Below are 19,560 nucleotides of genomic sequence, written 5' to 3'. Positions count from 1 at the left end.
TCGTCATGCAGCAGATCGCCTTGCTGGGCACCAGCGCCGACCCCCCCACCTGCGGCCACCAGGCCCTGCTGGAAGGCCTGCTCGGGCTCTATCCCCACGTGGCCACCTGGGCCAGCGACAACCCCCAGAAACAGCACGGTGCCCCCCTGGCACTCCGAGCCCAGCTGCTGCAGGCCCTGGTGGAAGAGATCAATGATCCGCGGCTGCAGCAGGACCAGACCCTCAGCCATCCCTTCACCATCCGCACGATCGAGCAGGCCAGCAACCGTTGGCCCGAGGCGGAGCTGGTGTTTGTGGTGGGCAGCGACCTGGCGGCACTGATCCCGACCTGGAAGTCGTCCGCCCAGTGGTTGAAGCGCTGCCGGCTGGCGATCGCTCCGCGCCAGGGCTGGCCTCTCAGCGAGCAGGCCCTGGAGGATCTGAAGCAGTTGGGTGCCCGCATCGACCTGCTCGAGCTACAGGTGCCCGCCAGCGCCAGCTCCGCCCTGCGACGGTCGCCGCAGCAACAGCAGATCCCCGCGCCGGTGTGGATGCTGCTGCTGCAGCACAATCTGTACGGACTGTCCCCCAGCCTCCGCTGATGCGCCTGGCCCTGGCCCAGCTGAATCCTGTGGTGGGCGACCTGCGGGGCAACGCCGAGAGGATCCTGGCGGCCGCCCATACCGCGAGCGCGGAGGGGGCAACGCTGCTGCTGACCCCGGAACTTTCTCTCTGGGGCTATCCCCCCCGTGATCTGTTGCTGCAACCAGCGCGGCTGGACTTGCAGAACACCGTGCTCGATTGGCTGGTCAGCCAGCTCGATGGACGTTGCCCCCTGCTGGTGGGGGTGGCCCTCCCCTGCGAGGACGGTCGTGCCCCGTGCCTTCACAACGGCATCGCCCTGGTGGACCAGCGGGGATGGCGCGGTGTGGCCCGAAAGCAGCTGCTGCCCAGTTACGACGTCTTCGATGAACGGCGTTACTTCCGCCCCGGCGAAGGCCCCTGCCTGCTGACCCTGGCGGGGGGTGAACGGCTGGGGCTCACCGTCTGCGAAGACCTCTGGGTGGAGGACGCGCTGCAACGGGAGCGGCTGGCGGGACCGGACCCGATCGCGGCCCTGGTGGAGGCGAAGCCCGATGTGCTGATCAACCTGGCGGCCTCCCCCTGTGAGATCGGCAAACCAGGGCTGCGCCGGCGGCTGGCGACTCAGGCAGCCCGGCGCCTGAACTGCCCGGTGGTGTATCTCAACCAGGTCGGCGGCAACGACGAGCTGGTGTTCGATGGCAGCAGCTTCGTGGTCGCTTCCAACGGCGACGCCCTGCTGGAGCTGCCTCCCTGCCAGGAGGCTGTGCAGATGTGGGACAGCGCAACGCCAGCCATCTCAGCCGGTACAGCCCCGGTGGATGAGGAACTGCTGCTGCGGACCCTGGTGCTGGGGGTGCGGGACTACGCCCGCAAGTGCGGCTTTGGGAAAGCGCTTTTGGGCTTGAGCGGTGGCATCGATTCCGCCCTGGTGGCCGTGATCGCTGCGGCGGCGCTGGGGCCGGAGAACATCTCCACCCTGTTGATGCCATCCCCCTGGAGTTCCGCCGGCTCGATCGATGACGCCACGGCCCTGGCCCAGCGCCTGAAGCTCACCCACCACACCCTGCCGATCGGCGACCTGATGGAGGGATTCGATGCCGGTCTGCGGCCGGCCCTGACGCAGGGACCCGAGGGTGTCACCGCCGAAAACCTACAATCGCGCATCCGCGGCACCTTGCTGATGGCTGTGGCCAACCAGCAGGGGCAGCTGCTGCTGACCACCGGCAACAAATCCGAACTGGCGGTGGGGTACTGCACCCTCTATGGAGACATGAACGGCGGACTGGCCGTTATCGGCGACCTCTACAAAACGACGGTCTTCCGGTTGTGCGACTGGATCGACAGCCCAGAAGCAGCCTCCTGCCGACGCGACCTGGGGCTGCCGGCTGAGGGTGAGGTGGTGGGAGCGGCGATTCGCACCAAACCGCCCAGTGCCGAACTGCGGCCGGATCAGAAGGACAGCGATTCGCTGCCGGACTACGGACAGTTGGATCCATTGCTGCGGGCTCTGATCCAGGAGCGAACCCCCGCGGAGACCCTGGTGGCCGCCGGCCATGACAGCGCTCTGGTGGCTCGGGTGCAGCAACTGCTGCGCCGGGCGGAATTCAAACGCCGCCAGGCAGCACCGCTGCTGAAGATCAGTTCCCAGGCCTTCGGCAGCGGCTGGCGGTTGCCGATCGCGGCCAGCTGACGCCGGCTGGCGGAGCGGCGCGGATCGGGCCAGATTGAAGGGATCTCCAGTCGCCCCCATGGCAGCCTCCGTCCTGACGGCCCCGATGGCCAGCATCGGCGTGCCCAAGGAGATCAAGGTCGACGAGCAGCGGGTGGCCCTCACCCCGGATGCGGTGCGGGAACTGGTGAGCCAGGGCCTGGAGGTCCGTGTGGAAGCCGGGGCCGGGGCGGGAGCGGGCATCGGCGATGAAGCCTTCGCCACAGCTGGGGCCCAGCTGGTGAGCCGTGAGGAGGCCTGGGGCGCCCATCTGGTGGTGAAGGTGAAGGAGCCGCAGGCGGAGGAATTCGGCTTCCTGCGCAACGACATGGTGCTGTTCACCTATCTGCACCTGGCCGCTTATCCCGAGGTGGGGGAGGCCCTGCTGAACGCCGGCACCGCATCCATCGCCTACGAGACCGTGCAACTCGAGAACGGCAGCCTGCCTCTGCTGGCGCCGATGAGCGAAATCGCCGGGCGGCTGGCAGCCCAGGTGGGGGCACACCTGCTGGAGAAACCCCACGGAGGTCGTGGGGTGTTGATGGGGGGCTGCACCGGGGTGCAACCGGCACGAGTGGTCGTGTTGGGGGCCGGCACCGTGGGCTGGAATGCCGCCCGCACGGCGGCTGCCATGGATGCCGAAGTGCTGCTGCTGGATCGCTCTCCCCAACGCCTGCGCAGCCTGGAGGCCGACCGGCGCGGGAGATTAATGAGCGTGGTGAGCAGCCGCGGCCTGCTGGAGCGGCTTGTACCCACGGCGGATCTGGTGATCGGCGCGGTGCTCACGCCGGGAGGCCGGGCTCCAACCCTGGTGGATGAGGGGATGGTGCAGCAGATGCGAGCCGGTTCGGTGATCGTCGATGTGGCCATTGACCAGGGGGGCTGTATCGCCACCAGCCGCGAAACCACCCACACCGACCCCACCGTCTGCATCCATGGGGTGCAGCACTACGCCGTGGGCAACATGCCCGGGGCCGTGCCCTTCACCTCCACCGAGGCCCTGGTGAGCGTGACGCTTCCGTACATCCTTGGTATTGCGGGCAGAGGCCTCGAGGAAGCCGTCACTGAACGGCCGGAACTGCTCTCCGGCCTGAACACCGTGCAGGGATCCGTCTGCCATCCAGGGGTCGCCAAGGCCCTTGGGGTTCCGCCTCGGCATCCGATGGCCTGCCTGCGTTAGTCGTTCAGCTCAAGGGCGCGGATGTAAAGCCACTCCCCAGCGAGAGAGCCACCACGGCGCTGAAACAGCGACGTCTCCACCAGCACCCCCTGCTGGTGCCGGGCCTCAAAGCGAACGGTTCCCTCCAGATCATCCCCACCACCCCCATCGACGGCATGGATCGTCAGGCCCAGCCACGTCGTCTGACGGCAGGCCTGGAGCAGGGCGCGGCGCGGCGCCGGCTGGCCATGGGTGCGACGCAGGTAGTCCACCTCCCTTTTGGCGAAGGCGGAATAACGGGAACGCATCAACTGTTCGGCGGTCTCCGCCCGCCGCTCCCCACGGTGGAACGGCCCGCAACAGCGGCTGTACTCACCACCTCCACAGGGGCAGGGGCCTGGATCCAGGGCGAAGCCTCCGGGCATCAGGTCAATCGCTCCAGCGGGGGCAGGGGCCGCTGCAAGGAACCAGCCGCGACTCCCTCCCGCAGCGCCAGCAGCCAGCCGGCGGCCTCGGCGTAACTGGTCGCCTGCCGCACGCCGTGGTCAAGACCGAGGGCCTCAGCCGACACATCCAGAACCGAGGGGTTGGCCACGGTGATCAACGGCACCTCACGCTCGAGGCAGGACAGAACGGCTTCTCCGCCGAGGGCGCCCTCCGGCGCCACCACTGCCCCCAACTGAGCGGCCTGAAGTGGACCTTGTCCGGCCGGCAGCAGATCCGGCGCCTGGCTGAGGCCCACCAGCACACAGGCCAGGAAGGTGTACCCCAACTCCTCGCCGGCCGCCCGGGGATCCAGCTGTGGGTCCAAGGGCAGTGGAGCCAGGGCGGGAGCGTGGGCACAGGGGATCTGCAGGTGCCGCACCAGCAGATGGCTGATCACCGCCTCTGCGCCCGCCAAAGCATCAACGCCGCTCCCGGCGCGGTAGGCCGCCAGCTCTTCACTGGCTGGGTCTTCAGGGAAGCGGGCCACCACGGCGATGGCCGAGGCCCCAGCAGTTCTGAGCCGCTCGCCAGCCCTGAGCAGGGCATCGGGACGGCCCAGATGCCCCCAGCTAGAACCACTGCTGCCCTGCTCCAGCTGCACCTCCAGGGGTTGATCCGTCGTCACCACCGGACCGATCTCCAGACCAAGGCTGGCTCGGCAGGCTTCGGCCACCTGAATCTGTCGCTGTGCCAATTCCGCTTCGATGCCGGCATCCAGCAGCAGGCCGATCCGCTGGCGCCGCACCGGCCGGAGGTCCCAGTCGCCAACAGCAAAGCGATCGAGCCCGTATCCCTCCACGTAGTGGATGCGGGGGTCGCGCCAGTACAGCGCCGCCCCGTTCATCACATTGGGGTGGGTGATCAGACAACCACTGGCGGCCGCCAGCAAGCGGGCGCTGGGAAGCGCATCACCGGCAAACCCTCCGATCGAGCAACCGATCCCGGTCGGCACCACCATCAGCACGGGCAGCGGAGAGGTGTTCATCCTTCAACGACCGCTTCCACCTGCAAACAGCGATCACCGCTGGAGTCGACTGTCACCGCTGTAATGGCCCAACGCAAAAGAGGAGCTTGCGGAGCCAACTGTTGCATCACCCAACGGCGCAACTGCTGCGGGGGGATGGTCTGTGGCCAGGGCAACTGCTGTTCCAGACGCCGCAGCCTCATTTCTGATATTGGCCGAACTGGGCTTCATAGAGAGCGTCTTCCTGGCCGGCCTTCAAGGTCAAATCAGCCCGGGGAAAAGCCACACACAGCAGGCTGTAACCCTGCTCCTGCAGTTCCCCCTTCACTCCCATTGCATCGGGTTGCTCGACACGTCCCTCCGTGACCACAGCGGCACACGTTGTGCAGACACCGGAGCAGCAGGAGCTGGGCAGGGGGATGCCGGCTGCTTCTGCGGCATTCAGGACGGTTTGATCCTCACGGCAGCTGAAACTGTGCGTGGTGCCCTCGAACTCAGCGTGGACGGTGTAGGTGGCCACCTCGGACATTCCGGGACTCAGCTGGATTGGGCTGGCATTCTCTCAGTTGACCCTCGCTGACTGGGGCGTCCAGACTGTGGGGTGGGGCGCTAAGTACTCCGGAGGCTGGCCATCGGCAGGGGCCGTCAGGGCAAAGTCGAAACTGATCGAGCAGCGGAGAAGCTCCGGATCGCCATTGACCAGCACGCTGTGGTCCAAGCGAGAGGGGAATAACACCAGCAGCCCCGGATGGGGTGCAATATCCCAGTGGGACAGGTTGAAAGGATGCTCAGCCGCGATCGGACCGCCGTGGCCGGCCGCAAGACCAGGCACCAACTCATTCGGTTGGACAGGGGCATGAAGACGCAGCACGCCCTCCTCACAGGAACCAGACCCAGTCAGATACAGCACGGCACTGAGATGGGCATTGGGGTGGTGATGGCGTCCGACTGCTTGATCCCAGTCGCTGAGGACAGGCCAGCAACGTTGCAGGTGCAAGGCCACCTGGGAACGGTCAAAACCCACCGCAGCCAGATAGTCCCAGGCCTGCTCCACCACAAGATCAGTCGAACGCAGGAAATCGGGATGACGATGCAACTGCCACACACCATTGAGGTCACCGGTCCAGGCACAACCGGGGCTTGGGTTACCCGTGGCTGCCCCCCTCAGCGCCAGCAGGGTCTGCAGCTGTGCTGCCAGCTCCAGCGGATCCAGTGTCAGCTGGGCCGTGGCGACAACGGTCGGGAAGAGCGAATTGAGCTGGAGGGCCATCGCTCCATTAAAAAAGCCGACCCATGAGGGCCGGCTTGGATTGACTTGAACCGACGATCAACCCACAGCGGCTGCACCACCAGCCACTTCCAGGATTTCCTGGGTAATGGCGGCCTGGCGGGCCTTGTTGTAGTCAAGGGTCAGGGTTTTGGCCAACTCCTTGGCGTTGTCGCTTGCGTTGTTCATGGCGGTCATCCGGCTGGCCAGTTCAGAGGCCGCAGATTCCTGCAATGAACGCAGCATCTGGTTCTGCAGATAGAGCGGAAGCAGAGCATTCAGCAGCTGGTCCGGGGTCTGCTCGAACACGATGTCCGAAGCGATCTTGGGTTCGGTGTTGGCAGCGCCGGCACCGGGTTCCACGGTCACACGACCGTCCTTGGTGGTGAGTCGGAAGATCTCATCTTCGGGATCGGCAATGTCCTGGGGGTCCAGGGGCAGCAGGGTCTGCACGACCGGCTTGCAGCTCACCAGGTTGATGAACTTGGTGAAGATCAGCTCGACGCGATCGGTGCCGGCGCCCATGAACTCGGCCAGTACATCGGTGGAGATGGTGTTGGCTTCATCGGCGGTGGGGACCTGCTCCAGACCGGAGAAGGTGGCCTGCACCGGGTAATCACGCTTGGTGAAGTAGCCGATGGCCTTGTTGCCGATCAGCACGAGCTTCACCTTGAAGCCCTTGCCGGTGAGCTCAGCGAAACGCTGTTCCGTGCGCTTGATGATGTTGGCGTTGTAGCCACCACACAACCCGCGATCACCGGTGACGGACACCAGGGTCATGGTCTCCACATCGCGCTGTTCCATCAGCGGTGAGGAGGCATCTTCAAAGCGCATGCGGGACTGGAGGTTTTCCAGGATCCGCGCCAACCGGTCCGCGAAGGGACGGCTGCGGAGCACCTGCTCCTGGGCGCGACGCACTTTGGCTGCAGCCACGAGACGCATGGCCTCGGTGATCTTGCGGGTGTTCTTGACCGACTTAATTCGGTCTCGGATTTCCTTGAGATTCGCCATGTCGGCTCCTCCCTCAGGCCGCCGAAGCGACGAGGGTGGACACGACTTCGCTGATGGCGTCCTTGAGGATCGCCTCAGCTTCAGGGCTCATCACCTTCTTCTCCTGGATTTCGGTTATGAACTCAGGCTTGTTGGACTTGAGATACTCACGCAGTTCACGGGAGAAGTCGACCACCTTGTCGACGGGGACGGCATCGATCAGGCCCTTGACGCCGGCATAAACGATGGCGACCTGCTCAGCCAGGATCAGGGGGCTGAACTGGGGCTGCTTCAGCAGTTCCCGCAGACGCTTGCCACGCTCCAGCTGCTGCTGGGTGGAGGCGTCGAGGTCGGAGGCGAACTGGGAGAAGGCGGCCAGTTCGGCGAACTGAGCCAGTTCCAGCTTGAGGGTGCCGGCGATCTTCTTGATGGCCTTGGTCTGGGCAGCACCACCCACCCGGCTCACGGAGATACCCACGTTGATGGCGGGGCGCAGACCGGAGTTGAACAGGTCGGAGCTCAGGAAGATCTGACCATCCGTGATCGAAATCACGTTGGTGGGGATGTAAGCCGAAACGTCACCAGCCTGGGTTTCGATGATCGGCAGAGCGGTCATCGAGCCCTTGCCCATGGCATCGGACAGCTTGGCGGCACGCTCCAGCAGGCGGCTGTGGCAGTAGAAGACGTCGCCGGGGTAAGCCTCACGACCGGGCTGACGACGGAGCAGCAGGGACATCTGGCGGTAAGCGGCGGCCTGCTTGGAGAGGTCGTCGTAGATCACCAGGGTGGCCTTGCCCTTGTACATGAAGTACTCGGCAATGGAGGCGCCGGTGTAAGGAGCCAGGTACTGCAGTGCAGCGGGCTCGGAGGCGTTGGCGGCCACGATCACGGAGTAATCGAGGGCACCGCGTTCGCGCAGCACTTCAACAACGTTGGCCACGGAGGCGGCCTTCTGACCCACGGCCACGTAGACGCAGATCATGTCCTGATCCGCCTGGTTCAGGATCGTGTCGATCGCGATGGCGGTCTTACCGGTCTGGCGGTCACCGATGATCAGCTCGCGCTGGCCACGGCCAACGGGGATCATCGCGTCGATGGCGGTGATGCCGGTCTGCATCGGCTCGTGCACCGATTTGCGCTGGATGATTCCAGGCGCCATGGATTCGATCAGGCGCGTCTCGCTTGTGGCGATTTCACCCTTGCCGTCGATGGCGCGGCCCAGGGAGTTCACGACGCGACCCAGCATGGCCTCGCCCACCGGCACGGAGGCGATCTTGCCGGTGGCCTTCACCGTGCTGCCTTCCTGAATGCCGTAACCCTCACCCATCAGCACCGCGCCGACGTTGTCGTCTTCGAGGTTCAGGGCGATGCCTTCGGTGCCGTCCTCGAACTCGAGGAGCTCACCGGCCATGGCCTGCTGCAGGCCGTAGACGCGGGCGATGCCGTCGCCCACCGTCAGGACGGTGCCGACGTTGCTGACGGAAACCGACTTGTCGTAGTCCTCAATCTGTTGTTTGAGGATGGCGCTGATCTCGTCGGGACGGATGGAAACCATGGCGTGTGATCCCAGCGGGGAGTTGGGGAGGAAGGGGCGGTGAAGGAGAGAGTGGGGTCAGCTCGCTTTGGCGAGCGCCAGACCGAGGCGACGAACCTGGCCAGCCAGGCTGGCGTCGATCACCTGGGATCCGAGACTCACGACGAAACCGCCGATGAGTGAGGGATCAACACTGAGGTCAATGTCGACCTTGTTGGTGCCGGCCATCGCCTGCACCTTCTTGGAGAGAGCCGCCTGCTGATCCTCGGTGAGGGTCTGGGCAGAGCGGACTTCAGCCAGGGTGATGCCCTGCTGCTCGCGGTAGAGCTCCAGATAACGGAGCAGCACCGCATCAAAGGCCAACAGGCGCTGGCGATCAGCAAGAACCTTCAGCAGATTGAGCAGTGACTCAGTTACCTGTTCGCCAACCAGGCTCTGAAGAGCTTTTTTCTTGGCATCCGGCTCCAGGACCGGAGACACCATGGCGTCGCGGAAATCAGCGGAGCTCTCCCAGATTTCAAGCAGTTGCTTGCACTGGTCGGCGACCGCCTGGGATTCACCACGGGCCTCGGTGACCTGAAGCAGCGCTTCGGCGTAGGGGGTGGCGAGGGAATTCAGGAGAGGCATCAGGCGTTCTCCAGATTTTTGATGGTGGAGTCGATCAGATTCGACTGGGCTTGGTCGTCGAGTCGGGAGGGCAGATCGTTGAGCACCTTGTCGATGGCTGCCAGGGCAGCTTCACGACGAAGGGTGTCTTTAATACGAGCTGCTTCGGCATCAGCATCAGCAGCTGCACCCTGCTTGACAGCAGCCATGGCAGCGATGGTGCGCTGTTCGCCATCACTGCGGATGGCAGCCGCGCGGGCCTCTCCATCCACACGGATCTTGTCGGCTTTCTGCTGGGCAGCAGCCAGATCCGACTGGGCCTTGCTGAGCTCTTCGGTGGCGGTCTTCAGGCGCGCTTCGGCGTCCTGAAGCTCCTGAAGGATGGCCTGGCGGCGACGGTCAAGGATGCCGCCGAGGAAACCACGCAGGAACCAGACCAGAACGCCGATGACGATGGCCAGGTTGACCAGATTGGTCTCCAGGGGATTGAAATTCAGAGTCATCACGCAGCCAGCAGTCGGTTGATGATGGTGGTGCTGAGCTGATCCACCTGACCCTGAAGTTGGGTGCGGGCGGATTCACGCTCGGCTTCGATGGCGCGACGGCTCTCGTCTTTGCTGCGGTTGGCTTCGGCTTCCGCCGCGGCCAAGGCTTCGCGGTACAGACGATCATCCTCTTGTTCGGCCTCGCTAATTACGGCCTGAGCGGCCTGACGAGCACCTTTCAGCTGTTCAGCCAGATCGGCTTCAAGCTGCTCCACCTGGGCAAGCTTCTGCTTGGCATCGGCGCGACTGGTGGAGATGTAGCCCTCACGGTCTTCCACGACCTTGCCGACCGGACGGAAGAAGAGGACATTGAGCAGGAAGGTGAGGAGAACCACCTGAACCGCCATCAGCGGAAGGGTGGCATCGAGGTCGAAGAGACCTCCCTCCGGAACACCTGCTTCAGCGAGCAGAAGCCAGGTCATGGAAGGGTGCGCTGGAAAGGGATCGAAACAAGAGGTTCAGAGGGGGGAGTGAAGACTCCCCCGCCCTGATCAGCCGGCGAAGGGGTTGGCGAACAGGAGCACCAGAGCCACCACCAGGCCGTAGATGGTCAGCGATTCCATGAACGCCAGGGACAGCAGCAGGGTGCCGCGGATCTTGCCTTCGGCTTCGGGCTGACGGGCAATGCCCTCAACAGCGCCGCCGGACGCGGTGCCCTGACCGATACCAGGACCGATGGCGGCCAGACCGACTGCCAGGCCAGCAGCCACAACGGAAGCGGCGGAGGTGATGGAATCCATGTTGGGTGGGGTAAGGGGAAGCGCGGGGATGCGCTGAACGGAATGGACTTGGGGATCGGTTCCCCCCGCGCAGGGACACTCCTTGAAGGAGCGGGCCCGGGTGATCGCCGGACCTGCGCGGATGTGTTTAGCAGATCGCCATCAAATGGCGAAAGGCATTCGGAGCAATTAGTGCGCCTCGTGCAGACCTTCACCGATGTAGAAGGCGGTGAGAGTCGCGAAGATCAGAGCCTGAATCGCACTGGTGAACAAGCCGAGAAGCATCACCGGCAGGGGCACCAGCAGAGGAACGAGGTACACCAGAACTCCCACGGCCAATTCGTCGGCAAGGATGTTTCCGAACAGACGGAAAGACAGGGAGAGAGGCTTTGTGAATTCCTCGATGATCTTGAACGGGAGCATGATCGGGGTCGGCTCCACGTACAGCTCGAAAAAGCGGAGGCCCTTTCGGCTCAGACCGGCATAGAAATAAGCCAGTGACACCAGCAGGGCCATGGCCACGGTGGTGTTGATGTCGGCGGTGGGAGCGCCGAGCTCACCTTCGGGCAGCTCGATGATCTTCCAAGGGATCAGCGCGCCACCCCAGTTGCTGACGAAGATGAACAGGAACAGGGTGCCGATGAACGGCAGCCAGTCGCGGTAGTACTTCTCGCCGATGTTGTCGCGGGCGATGTCGCGAATGAAGTTCCAGAGGAACTCCAGCAGGTTCTGCAGACCCAGGGGGTCGCGCTGCATGTTGCGGGTGCCAGCCAGAACAAGCGCCAGCAGGATTCCGATCAGGATCCAGGAGCTCAGGAAGACCTGGCCATGGAGGTACAGATCGCCGATCTGCCAGTACAGGTGGTGGCCCACTTCCAGTTCAGCGAACGGGAGTGGAAAGGGCAGCAAAGCCATGGGTGCAGAGAGGAGTGCTCAGCTTCAGCGGTCGTCGAAGACGTGCTGAAGAATCAGGGCGGGCTTGTAAAGAAGGAATCCCAGGAAAGCCGGCAGCAGATCGAGCTGGGGCAGCTTGGCCGAACCAACCACAAGCAAGGTCGGAACGATGAGCTGAAAACGCCCCAGTCCACGGGACTGGTCACTGAGCCGAGCCACGCTGCGGGCAAGCAGACGCACGTACAGAAGTCCGGCGCACGCACCCACGAGCACACTGCCGGCCACCGAGAGATTCATGGTGAAAGCCACGATCGGAACCGTGACCAGGGACACCAGGACGGTGGCCAGCAGCAGACGACGCTGAAGACGGTAGAAATCCTCCAAGCGCTGCCTGAAATGGCGCGCGAAATCTATCACGCGTTTTCGTGCGCTAAGCCTTCAGCAGCAGCAGTTGACGGGCTGCGAGATCTCGGATCACCGCTGGCTCCGCTAGCCCCCCCAGCGGAGTGTCCGATTGATCGTGGACGCTGCGCAGCAGCTGTCGCTCCGCATCGCTCAGCTGCAGCGGCTGCATGTTGCGATCCAGGATCGGATCCGGCTCCCCCCAGAGACAGGGTTGGCGCAGTCCATGGGCAGCCCTCAAAGCCTCATCAGTGAGCGGCATAGCCGCAACAGGGGCAGCCGAAAGGAAGAATTCGAAGTGGCTGATGTCTGGATCGAGCTGTTCCACCAGCAACCATTGCTGCCGCTGCGGCAGGGCCCGGGCCCGTTCCAGCAGCTCTCCCTGCAGCAGGCGAGCCGGATCCCAGATCTCCGGATTGGAGAAGCCGGCGAAGTGCAGGTCCGCCGTCTCGATGAAGCCGAACAGGCGGTCCAGGTTGTAGCTGGTCTCCTGCGGATGCAGGTACATGTCGGCGAAATTGGCATCAGCGGCGCAGTCCACCGCCCAGCGCTCGCGATGGTGGCGCGCCAGACGGTTGCCCTCCGGCAGCGACTCCAGCAGCTCCCGGCCGAGGCGCAGGCCGTCGCTTCCGGTACCGACCTCAAGCAGGGTCAGGGCCTGCTGGGTGCGATGAATCTCCCAGCGGCCGGCATCGGCATAAAAGAAGAGATGGAGAAGGCCATCGGGAGCAAGACACCCAGCCAGGGAACGCAGCCCCGACTCCGGCTGATCCAGATGGTGCAGCACGCCAACAGAGTTGATGTAGTCGAACGGGCCTTCGCTTTCCAGATCCAGCAGGCTGCGCTGCTCCTGACGCAGCGATCTCACCTGGGCGGCTGCTCCGGAGCGCTGCAGACGCTCCCGGGCCACCGCCAGGGCCCCTGCGCTGATGTCGATCCCCAGAACGTCGGCACCCGGGTTGAGATGGCAGAGGTAATCGGTGCTGACCCCGGTGCCGCAGCCAGCGTCCAGGATGCGAGGCCGCTCCGACCCCGCCGGCAGCACCCCATGGACGGCGGCGAGGACGCTCTGGTGGCACCAACGCCAGTTGTATCCAGGCGGTGGGCCGTCCTGCAACGGATCGCCAGGAAAGGGAAAACGGTCGTAGAAGGCGCTGACCACCGGAGTGGCGGCGTCCCTGATCCCAGGGTCTGCCATGCAGGAGAAATCGAGTGAAGCCGAGCTTTTCACAACTTTTGTTCATAGGTCGGCTGGGCTTCATCCCGGCAGCCGTAACGTGGCGCGATCCGGCTTGCATCCGTCGATGACAGTGACCGCCAGCAGCGGCAGCCCGCGCGTGTCTCCCCAGCTCTTCGACACGCTGCCGCTCTCCAGCGTTCGTCAGGCGGAGCAGCAGGACCGTTTTCCCGAGCGGGTTGAGCTCGAGAACCTGGTCAATTTCTTCCGCAGCGGTCAGGACCGCATCGAGGCCTCGCGGATCATCGCGGCCAATGCCGAAGCCATCGTGGCTCGCGCTGCCAACCGCATTTTCGTGGGCGGCACTCCGCTGTCGTTCCTGGAAGCACCGCTGACCACCGGTGAGACCGGCCGTCCCACCGGCCAGGAAGGCACCCCCCTGGCCGCCGACCAGGTGGCGTTCGAGCAATCGGTACGCACGTTCACCGGCAGCAGTGGCGACACCAAACGCGGCAATTTCCTCACCCGGCTGCTGGAAGGCGCTGGCGGTGATGCCGATGTGCGGGTGGTGCTGCCCACCGGCTTCAACGCCATCAGCGTGGCCAAATACGGGCCCGCCTTCATGCGCAAGTCCGTGCGGGACATGGGCTGGTTCCTGCGCTACGTGGGCTACGCCCTGGTGGCCGGTGACCCCAGCATCCTGGCGGTGAACACCCGCGGCCTTCGCGACATCCTCCTTGAGAACTGCTCTCTGACGGCCACCAACGTGGCGTTGCAGGAGATGCGTGCCGCTTCAGCCCAGCTGCTGCGGGATCGCCCGGAAGCCCGCCAGCTGACGATCGACTGCTTCAACGTGCTGCTCCAGGAGCTGGCCATTCCCACCCCCAGCACCAAGCAACGCCAGGGCAGCAGCGTGCAGCAGGGCCTGCAGCTGCCGGCGATCTACGCGCTGGCCGCCGAAGGTCGCCAGTTGCTCGAGATGCGCCCTGGCCTCTCCGGGGCCGAAAAAGCGGAAATCATCCGCGGCGCCTACCGCCAGGTGTTTGAACGCGACATCGCCAAGGGCTACTCCCAGACCCCTTGCCAGGTGGAAGCCAGCCAGGTGGTGCAGGGCCAGATCTCCATGCGCGAATTCATCCGCGCCCTGGGCCGCAGCAAGGAATACCGCCAGCAGTTCCACGATGGTTTCGTCAATAGCCGCGTGGTGGAACTGGCGTACCGCCATTTCCTCGGTCGCGGCATCAGCTCCCTGGAGGAATTCCGCAAGTCCTTCGCCATCCTCAGCGACCAGGGCCTGAACGGCCTGGTGGATGTGCTGGTGAACTCTGCCGAATACGCCCAGACCTTCGGCGAGGAAACGGTTCCGTTCCTGCGGGACCTCGGCACCGAAGCGCAGGAAAGCGCCGGCTGGGGATCCAACCGCAAGCTGTTCAACTTCAGCGCCCCCTTCGATGGCGCTCCCCAGTACGTCACCCTTTACGCCTCCTACCGCCAGCCCTTCGCCGATCAGCACGTCTACGGCGGTGGCAACGATCCGGTGGCCAACCAGTACGGCGCCATCTTCCCCAGCGGAACGGCCTCAGTGGCGACCCGCCCGGCTCCCTACGGCTACGACAGCCGCCGCCTGCTGGTGAGCAACGGGCTCAACAGCCCCGGACAACTGGACAGCGCCAGCTTCCGCAGCAGCCGTCCCCGCAAGGTGGGACCTCGGGTCGTGCGGCTGCAGCAGATCGCCACCGGCGGCAACGTCAACCCACGGCGAGGCGGTCAGCCCAGCGTGCGCAACACCGAATCCAGCACTCAGGCGGTGATCAACGCCGTTTACGTCCAGGTGCTGGGCAATGCCGGTTACGCCGGTGAACGGATGGGCTCCGATGAAGCCCGGCTGGAAAACGGCGACATCTCCCTGCGGGAGTTCGTGCGCGCCGTTGCCCGTTCCGACGCCTTCCGCCGCCGTTACTGGAGTGGCCTCTATATCACCAAAGCCATCGAGGTGATCCACCGTCGCCTGCTCGGACGACCCACCTTCGGCCGCTGGGAGATCGATGCGCTGTTCGACACCGCCGCCCGCAAGGGTTTCTACGGAGTGGTGGATGCCCTGATCAACAGCCGCGAATACAACGAGAGCTTCGGCGAGGACACCGTTCCCTTCGAACGGTTCATCACCCCTGGCGATCTGGCGGTGCGCCGAACCCCCACTTTCAAACAAGAGGTCACGACCTTCGGTTACGACAACTCCGGTTTCGTGCTGGGCAGTCGCCCCGAACCGAAAGGGTCGAAGGAATTCCGCAGCAGCGGAAGCGTCACCAGGCGCAACCTCACCGGTCGCTCCCAGGGCGCCCCGGAAGGGTGGACCTCCATGGCCAGCAGCTTCAGCCGCGGCACCGACCTCGGCAAGAGCCTGCGGCAGATCCGCCTGGGCGAATCCATCCAAGGCAAGGCCTCCCGCAGCCGCAGCACCGTTCCCCCGGCCCTGACGCCGATGTCGGGTGCTTTGACCCTGCAGGGCAGCGACGGCTTCAAGCTGCGTGCCGGCTTGCCCGCAAAGCTCACCCTGAACCGTCCCTGCGATGAAAGCGAGCTGCGGGTGGTGATGGATGCGACCTACCGACAGCTGCTCAACCGGGTTCCGCTGGAGAACGAACGCCTGCTGAGTGCTGAATCACGGCTGCGCAATCAGGACATCGAATTGCCGGGTTTTGTGGCCGCCGTCGCCATGGGCGAGGCCTTCCAGAACCGGATCGCATCCCTGGCTCCGCTGCGGGCAGCCTCCGCAGCAGCCCTCGCTCTGCTCGGTCGTGCGGCCAGTCCCGCTGAGGTGAGTCGGTTCCTGATCGTGCGGGCGGAATCCGGCCAACCCAAGGCCGTGGAAGAGCTGCTGAAACTGGCGGAATCCAGTGACGACGTTCCCCGTATCGGGGGGATGGACAGCCCCCAGGGCCAAGCCCAGGCCACGATCCAGCGCACGGCTGCCCTCTACCGCGGCAATGCCGGCCTGACCCCACCCATCGACGGCGCTCTCTGACAGTCAGCAACACCAATCCGGTGGTGATTGTTATCAATTTGCTCGGGTGAAGTGTCCCTTCATCCGGGCTTTTTTGATGCATGGAAACGGCAGCAGGTTATTCCCGAAGATCGCAGCTGCACCAATGGGTCTGACCAAGACACCAGGGCCGTGAAGAACTGTTACCCGGGCAAAAACCTCGGGGCGATGCCGGTGCAGGATGCGTCAGCCGAACGCAAGGGAACGCCGCCACAACGACCAGTGTTGACCGTTGTGAACAAGCTTCGCTCCCGACGCTCGACCCCCTGTCCCAGCCTTTAGTCTGAGACGCGATCCCCCGGGATCACCCCTTATTCACCGGATACCGGTCTCCTACGGGCGGCCGCTTGTTTCGAGGCAGAACTGCATGAGCATCGTCTCCAACTCGATCATCAACGCGGACGCCGAAGCCCGCTATCTCAGCCCTGGCGAACTCGACCAGATCAAAGCCTTCGTGACCGGCGGACAACGCCGTCTACGCGTGGCCCAGGTTCTGTGCGAGAGCCGCGAGAGGATTGTGAAGCAGGCCGGCGGCCAGCTGTTTCAGAAGCGCCCTGACGTCATCTCTCCCGGCGGCAACGCCTACGGCGAAGAGATGACCGCCACCTGCCTGCGCGACATGGATTACTACCTGCGCCTCGTGACTTACGGCATCGTCGCGGGTGATGTGACCCCGATCGAAGAGATCGGCGTGATCGGCGCCAAGGAGCTCTATCGCTCCCTGGGCACCCCCCTCGAGGCCATGGCTGAGGCTGTGCGTGAGATGAAGACCGTCGCCATGGGTCTGCTGACCGGCGATGACGCCGCTGAAGCCGGCACATACTTCGACTACGTGGTGGGCGCCCTCGCCTGACCCCGCTGACATCCCCTCACGCCTTCCCAAGGATCCATGCAAGACGCCATCACCAACGTCATCAACATGTCCGACGTTCAGGGTCTGTACCTGGACACGGCTTCGATGAGCAACCTCGAGTCGTACTTCGCCAGCGGTGAGCTGCGGGTGCGCGCCGCCGCCACCATCAGTGCCAACGCCTCCGCCATCATTCGTGATGCCGTGGCCAAGGCTCTGCTGTACTCGGACATCACCCGTCCCGGCGGCAACATGTACACCACCCGCCGTTACGCCGCCTGCATTCGCGACCTGGACTACTACCTGCGGTATTCCACCTACGCCATGCTCGCCGGCGACACCTCCATCCTCGATGAGCGTGTCCTCAACGGCCTCAAGGAGACCTACAACTCCCTGGGTGTGCCCATCGGCGCCACCGTGCAGGCCATCCAGGCCATGAAGGAAGTCACCGCTGGTCTGGTCGGCCCTGATGCCGGCAAGGAAATGGGCGTGTACTTCGACTACATCTGCTCCGGCCTGGGCAACTGAGGCCCATGCGATTGTTCAAAGTCACCGCTTGCATCCCCAGTCCTGAAAAGGTGCGGACGCAGCGCGAATTGCAAAACACCTTTTTCACCAAGTGGGTCCCCTACGACAGCTGGTTCGCTGAGCAACAGCGGATTCAGAAGCAAGGGGGCCGCATCATCAAGGTGGAACTCTGCACCGGCGGCCGCCAGGTCAACGTCGGCAACTGATCAATTCTCTCGATCAACGAAGAAGCTCGGTCCCAGCGGCCGGGCTTTTTTGTTGTCCATCAACTGGCCAAGGTGGTCGCCACAAATCGATCCAGATCCGGCAGTTCAGACGGCTCCTGTTCCGACAACCAGAGCACGTACTCGTGGTTGCCGGCTGGGCCGGTGATCGGTGAGGCGACGATCCCCTGGGCGTGCCAGCCCAGCTCCGCTGCAGAGGCCACAACCGTGTCAATGGCATCGCGGTGGGCCGCCGGATCGCGCACCACACCCCCCTTGCCGACACGGTCTTTTCCCACCTCAAACTGGGGTTTCACCAACACCAGAGCCTCTGGGCAAAAGCCATCCGCAGGCTGCAGCAGGCGTCGCAACGCCGGCAGCACTAGCCGCAGCGAGATGAACGACACATCCGTCACCGCCAGGCTGGGCCAGGGATCGCCCGTTCCATAGAGCTGTTCTGGCTGCAGGTGGCGCAGGTTGGTGCGCTCCCGCAGCACCACCCGGTCGTCGGTGCGCAGGCTCCAGGCGGTCTGGCCGTAACCCACATCCACGCCATAGACCCTGGCGGCGCCGTGCTGGAGCAGGCAATCGGTGAAGCCACCGGTGGAGATGCCGCCATCGAGGCAGACGCGTGCCTCAGTGGCGATCGGAAACGCCTGAAGGCCCGCCAGCAATTTCTCGCCGCCGCGCGACACGAAGCGGGGGGGCTGCTCCACCCGCAACTCCAGAGCCGCCGCCACCTCAGTGCCGGGCTTGTCCAAAAGGGTGCCGGCGCCGTCGCGCACCTTGCCGGCGCGGATCAGTTGCTGCGCCTGCTGCCGCGAGGCCACCAGCCCGCGGCTCACCAGCTCCAAATCAAGACGCTGTTTCGCGGCCATCCCGTGTGGAACAACGACCCGATTCATCACACTACGGGGCAATCCCAGGACTCAGCCCCCGCGCCGTTCCCCCAGGACCAGCGGATCGAAGCTGACGCTGATGCCAAACTCCTCGGCGAACTCCAGCACGCGGCACCAGGCGCGATCCCCCTCCAGAGAAGGGCGCAGGATGCCGGTGAGGATCACCGGGGACTGACCGCCCTGCAGAGCCATCTCCACCAAGGGCCAGCCCACAGCAGCCTGCACGGCATCGTCGCGGTAGGTGGGGGCCACATCGGCAGCGGCGATCAAGACACGGCGTTGATCGGCATCCCAGTGGGCTGAAAGGTCGTAGCGCTGCAACAGATCCGCCATCAGCCCCCAGGAGCGGCCATCGGCATCGATCTGCACCGATAGCTCCTGACCGCGGACTTCGATGCTGGTGATGCCACGGAAGGCCAGCGGATCGTTCTTAAAGGACTCCGGCTCATCTGCAGACAGCAAGGCTGCAATGCGTTGCCGCAACTGCGCACCGCCATCACTGGGCCCATGGGGCTCCAGCTGCAGCAGATCCCAGCGCTCGCCGGTGCCGCCCCAGATCACCGGTCCGTAGTTGTCATGCATCCAGCGGCCGTCGCGGTTGGAGGCGGCTTCCGCATGGGTCATCACTGACTGGATCGTGATGTCATCAGCGTTCCAGCCCCAGCTGCGGGCGATGGCCGCCACCTCCAGGCAGAGGCTGTGGAGCTGAGGCGCTGTAGGCGGCTGGGTCCAGGGGTCGGGCTGACCGCCCATGCAGGCGCAGGCCAGGGCAACGCTGTTGCTGTTGCGCCGCCAGGTGTGGGCCAGCAAATCCGCCGTGAGGGCATGCAGCCGATGCACGCGGCCATCGCCGCCGATGATCCGGTGGTAGTGACCGGGGCGGATCCAGTCGTAGCCAGTGGCGGTCCAGTGCAGATAGATCGTGGCCGCCACAACGGAGGGTCTGGCTCGCCACCAAGTGTGCAAACCCGGCGCGATGACGTCAGCAGCTCCGCACCGCCGGGGCGCATTTGTGCCATTCC

The 19,560-nt window shown here is 64.6% G+C and carries 23 protein-coding genes; 7 read left to right on the top strand and 16 right to left on the bottom strand.

Going from position 1 to position 19,560, the window contains the following annotated elements; all coding sequences use genetic code 11:
* Positions 1–5 precede the first annotated feature (5 nt).
* Genes SynA1528_RS02355 through ald form a run of 3 tightly spaced genes read left to right on the top strand, consistent with a single transcriptional unit; the run spans position 6 to position 3,452 of the window.
* Positions 6–581, top strand: a complete 576-nt coding sequence (locus SynA1528_RS02355; RefSeq protein WP_186587526.1) for a nicotinate-nucleotide adenylyltransferase — start codon at positions 6–8, stop codon at positions 579–581.
* On the top strand, positions 581–2,254 hold the full coding sequence (locus tag SynA1528_RS02350) for an NAD+ synthase (protein ID WP_186587525.1): 1,674 nt from the start codon (positions 581–583) through the stop codon (positions 2,252–2,254). The genes SynA1528_RS02355 and SynA1528_RS02350 overlap by 1 nt, the downstream gene beginning before the upstream one ends.
* Positions 2,255–2,312: 58 nt before the next feature.
* Positions 2,313–3,452, top strand: coding sequence for an alanine dehydrogenase (gene ald / locus SynA1528_RS02345; protein ID WP_186587524.1), 1,140 nt, complete (start codon positions 2,313–2,315; stop codon positions 3,450–3,452).
* Here the strand turns inward: ald and SynA1528_RS02340 are convergent.
* The 14 genes from SynA1528_RS02340 to SynA1528_RS02275 all read right to left on the bottom strand — a co-directional run bounded on the left by SynA1528_RS02340 (position 3,449) and on the right by SynA1528_RS02275 (position 13,036).
* Positions 3,449–3,856, bottom strand: a complete 408-nt coding sequence (locus SynA1528_RS02340; RefSeq protein WP_186587523.1) for a YchJ family protein — start codon at positions 3,854–3,856, stop codon at positions 3,449–3,451. The genes ald and SynA1528_RS02340 overlap by 4 nt on opposite strands.
* On the bottom strand, positions 3,856–4,902 hold the full coding sequence (locus tag SynA1528_RS02335) for a DUF3326 domain-containing protein (RefSeq protein ID WP_186587522.1): 1,047 nt from the start codon (positions 4,900–4,902) through the stop codon (positions 3,856–3,858). The genes SynA1528_RS02340 and SynA1528_RS02335 overlap by 1 nt, the downstream gene beginning before the upstream one ends.
* Positions 4,899–5,084, bottom strand: a complete 186-nt coding sequence (locus SynA1528_RS02330; RefSeq protein WP_186587521.1) for a DUF8621 family protein — start codon at positions 5,082–5,084, stop codon at positions 4,899–4,901. Before SynA1528_RS02330 ends, SynA1528_RS02335 begins: the two co-directional genes overlap by 4 nt.
* Positions 5,081–5,410: a 2Fe-2S iron-sulfur cluster-binding protein gene (locus tag SynA1528_RS02325; protein WP_286187862.1), complete on the bottom strand. Its 330-nt coding sequence runs from the start codon at positions 5,408–5,410 to the stop codon at positions 5,081–5,083. The genes SynA1528_RS02330 and SynA1528_RS02325 overlap by 4 nt, the downstream gene beginning before the upstream one ends.
* A 33-nt stretch (positions 5,411–5,443) precedes the next feature.
* The gene (locus SynA1528_RS02320) at positions 5,444–6,151 is read right to left on the bottom strand and encodes a putative 2OG-Fe(II) oxygenase (protein ID WP_186587520.1); all 708 of its coding nucleotides are present in this window, start codon (positions 6,149–6,151) and stop codon (positions 5,444–5,446) included.
* A 57-nt stretch (positions 6,152–6,208) separates the two neighbouring features.
* On the bottom strand, positions 6,209–7,159 hold the full coding sequence (locus SynA1528_RS02315) for a F0F1 ATP synthase subunit gamma (RefSeq protein WP_186587519.1): 951 nt from the start codon (positions 7,157–7,159) through the stop codon (positions 6,209–6,211).
* Positions 7,160–7,172: 13 nt separating this feature from the next.
* On the bottom strand, positions 7,173–8,693 hold the full coding sequence (atpA, locus tag SynA1528_RS02310; protein ID WP_186587518.1) for a F0F1 ATP synthase subunit alpha: 1,521 nt from the start codon (positions 8,691–8,693) through the stop codon (positions 7,173–7,175).
* 57 nt (positions 8,694–8,750) lie between these two features.
* The gene (gene atpH, locus SynA1528_RS02305; RefSeq protein ID WP_186587517.1) at positions 8,751–9,299 is read right to left on the bottom strand and encodes an ATP synthase F1 subunit delta; all 549 of its coding nucleotides are present in this window, start codon (positions 9,297–9,299) and stop codon (positions 8,751–8,753) included.
* The gene (locus tag SynA1528_RS02300; protein ID WP_186587516.1) at positions 9,299–9,781 is read right to left on the bottom strand and encodes a F0F1 ATP synthase subunit B; all 483 of its coding nucleotides are present in this window, start codon (positions 9,779–9,781) and stop codon (positions 9,299–9,301) included. Before SynA1528_RS02300 ends, atpH begins: the two co-directional genes overlap by 1 nt.
* Positions 9,781–10,245, bottom strand: coding sequence for a F0F1 ATP synthase subunit B' (locus tag SynA1528_RS02295; protein WP_186587515.1), 465 nt, complete (start codon positions 10,243–10,245; stop codon positions 9,781–9,783). The genes SynA1528_RS02300 and SynA1528_RS02295 overlap by 1 nt, the downstream gene beginning before the upstream one ends.
* Positions 10,246–10,314: 69 nt before the next feature.
* Positions 10,315–10,563 (bottom strand): ATP synthase F0 subunit C, encoded by a 249-nt coding sequence (gene atpE / locus SynA1528_RS02290; RefSeq protein ID WP_006851467.1) that lies wholly within the window; start codon positions 10,561–10,563, stop codon positions 10,315–10,317.
* Positions 10,564–10,731: 168 nt separating this feature from the next.
* A complete protein-coding gene (atpB, locus tag SynA1528_RS02285) occupies positions 10,732–11,457 on the bottom strand; it encodes a F0F1 ATP synthase subunit A (protein WP_186587514.1) in 726 nt (241 codons plus the stop codon).
* A gap of 24 nt (positions 11,458–11,481) precedes the next feature.
* Positions 11,482–11,820: a hypothetical protein gene (locus SynA1528_RS02280; RefSeq protein ID WP_186587513.1), complete on the bottom strand. Its 339-nt coding sequence runs from the start codon at positions 11,818–11,820 to the stop codon at positions 11,482–11,484.
* Between the two features lie 46 nt (positions 11,821–11,866).
* Positions 11,867–13,036 carry a class I SAM-dependent methyltransferase gene (locus SynA1528_RS02275; RefSeq protein ID WP_186587512.1) on the bottom strand — a complete coding sequence of 390 codons (1,170 nt, stop codon included), beginning with the start codon at positions 13,034–13,036 and terminating at the stop codon, positions 11,867–11,869.
* A gap of 106 nt (positions 13,037–13,142) precedes the next feature.
* Between SynA1528_RS02275 and SynA1528_RS02270 the strand changes: the two genes are divergently transcribed.
* From SynA1528_RS02270 to SynA1528_RS02255, 4 genes are all read left to right on the top strand, one after another.
* The gene (locus SynA1528_RS02270) at positions 13,143–16,040 is read left to right on the top strand and encodes a phycobilisome rod-core linker polypeptide (RefSeq protein WP_186587511.1); all 2,898 of its coding nucleotides are present in this window, start codon (positions 13,143–13,145) and stop codon (positions 16,038–16,040) included.
* A gap of 385 nt (positions 16,041–16,425) precedes the next feature.
* A complete protein-coding gene (apcA, locus tag SynA1528_RS02265; protein ID WP_011127357.1) occupies positions 16,426–16,911 on the top strand; it encodes an allophycocyanin subunit alpha in 486 nt (161 codons plus the stop codon).
* 36 nt (positions 16,912–16,947) lie between these two features.
* A complete protein-coding gene (gene apcB / locus SynA1528_RS02260; protein WP_186587510.1) occupies positions 16,948–17,436 on the top strand; it encodes an allophycocyanin subunit beta in 489 nt (162 codons plus the stop codon).
* A gap of 5 nt (positions 17,437–17,441) precedes the next feature.
* Positions 17,442–17,642 (top strand): phycobilisome linker polypeptide, encoded by a 201-nt coding sequence (locus tag SynA1528_RS02255; RefSeq protein ID WP_007098856.1) that lies wholly within the window; start codon positions 17,442–17,444, stop codon positions 17,640–17,642.
* Between the two features lie 59 nt (positions 17,643–17,701).
* On the opposite strand, the gene SynA1528_RS02250 is transcribed toward SynA1528_RS02255, so the two are convergent.
* Both SynA1528_RS02250 and SynA1528_RS02245 read right to left on the bottom strand, forming a co-directional pair.
* Positions 17,702–18,517 carry a TlyA family RNA methyltransferase gene (locus SynA1528_RS02250; protein WP_186587509.1) on the bottom strand — a complete coding sequence of 272 codons (816 nt, stop codon included), beginning with the start codon at positions 18,515–18,517 and terminating at the stop codon, positions 17,702–17,704.
* A gap of 51 nt (positions 18,518–18,568) precedes the next feature.
* A complete protein-coding gene (locus tag SynA1528_RS02245) occupies positions 18,569–19,471 on the bottom strand; it encodes an N-acetylmuramoyl-L-alanine amidase (RefSeq protein WP_186587508.1) in 903 nt (300 codons plus the stop codon).
* Positions 19,472–19,560: the final 89 nt, after the last annotated feature.

This window comes from Synechococcus sp. A15-28 (assembly GCF_014280175.1).
In the GTDB taxonomy this organism is placed as follows: Bacteria; Cyanobacteriota; Cyanobacteriia; order PCC-6307; family Cyanobiaceae; genus Parasynechococcus.
Note: the sequence above shows the minus strand (reverse complement) of the source record. Positions and strands in the feature narration are given on the sequence as shown.

Excerpts from the sequence above, each read along its gene's own strand:
- SynA1528_RS02355 (WP_186587526.1), top strand. The coding sequence starts at position 6 with ATGCAGCAGATCGCCTTGCTGGGCACCAGCGCCGACCCCCCCACCTGC.
- SynA1528_RS02350 (WP_186587525.1), top strand. The coding sequence starts at position 581 with ATGCGCCTGGCCCTGGCCCAGCTGAATCCTGTGGTGGGCGACCTGCGG.
- ald (WP_186587524.1), top strand. The coding sequence starts at position 2,313 with ATGGCAGCCTCCGTCCTGACGGCCCCGATGGCCAGCATCGGCGTGCCC.
- SynA1528_RS02340 (WP_186587523.1), bottom strand. The coding sequence starts at position 3,856 with ATGCCCGGAGGCTTCGCCCTGGATCCAGGCCCCTGCCCCTGTGGAGGT.
- SynA1528_RS02335 (WP_186587522.1), bottom strand. The coding sequence starts at position 4,902 with ATGAACACCTCTCCGCTGCCCGTGCTGATGGTGGTGCCGACCGGGATC.
- SynA1528_RS02330 (WP_186587521.1), bottom strand. The coding sequence starts at position 5,084 with ATGAGGCTGCGGCGTCTGGAACAGCAGTTGCCCTGGCCACAGACCATC.
- SynA1528_RS02325 (WP_286187862.1), bottom strand. The coding sequence starts at position 5,410 with ATGTCCGAGGTGGCCACCTACACCGTCCACGCTGAGTTCGAGGGCACC.
- SynA1528_RS02320 (WP_186587520.1), bottom strand. The coding sequence starts at position 6,151 with ATGGCCCTCCAGCTCAATTCGCTCTTCCCGACCGTTGTCGCCACGGCC.
- SynA1528_RS02315 (WP_186587519.1), bottom strand. The coding sequence starts at position 7,159 with ATGGCGAATCTCAAGGAAATCCGAGACCGAATTAAGTCGGTCAAGAAC.
- atpA (WP_186587518.1), bottom strand. The coding sequence starts at position 8,693 with ATGGTTTCCATCCGTCCCGACGAGATCAGCGCCATCCTCAAACAACAG.
- atpH (WP_186587517.1), bottom strand. The coding sequence starts at position 9,299 with ATGCCTCTCCTGAATTCCCTCGCCACCCCCTACGCCGAAGCGCTGCTT.
- SynA1528_RS02300 (WP_186587516.1), bottom strand. The coding sequence starts at position 9,781 with ATGACTCTGAATTTCAATCCCCTGGAGACCAATCTGGTCAACCTGGCC.
- SynA1528_RS02295 (WP_186587515.1), bottom strand. The coding sequence starts at position 10,245 with ATGACCTGGCTTCTGCTCGCTGAAGCAGGTGTTCCGGAGGGAGGTCTC.
- atpE (WP_006851467.1), bottom strand. The coding sequence starts at position 10,563 with ATGGATTCCATCACCTCCGCCGCTTCCGTTGTGGCTGCTGGCCTGGCA.
- atpB (WP_186587514.1), bottom strand. The coding sequence starts at position 11,457 with ATGGCTTTGCTGCCCTTTCCACTCCCGTTCGCTGAACTGGAAGTGGGC.
- SynA1528_RS02275 (WP_186587512.1), bottom strand. The coding sequence starts at position 13,036 with ATGGCAGACCCTGGGATCAGGGACGCCGCCACTCCGGTGGTCAGCGCC.
- SynA1528_RS02270 (WP_186587511.1), top strand. The coding sequence starts at position 13,143 with ATGACAGTGACCGCCAGCAGCGGCAGCCCGCGCGTGTCTCCCCAGCTC.
- apcA (WP_011127357.1), top strand. The coding sequence starts at position 16,426 with ATGAGCATCGTCTCCAACTCGATCATCAACGCGGACGCCGAAGCCCGC.
- apcB (WP_186587510.1), top strand. The coding sequence starts at position 16,948 with ATGCAAGACGCCATCACCAACGTCATCAACATGTCCGACGTTCAGGGT.
- SynA1528_RS02255 (WP_007098856.1), top strand. The coding sequence starts at position 17,442 with ATGCGATTGTTCAAAGTCACCGCTTGCATCCCCAGTCCTGAAAAGGTG.
- SynA1528_RS02250 (WP_186587509.1), bottom strand. The coding sequence starts at position 18,517 with ATGGCCGCGAAACAGCGTCTTGATTTGGAGCTGGTGAGCCGCGGGCTG.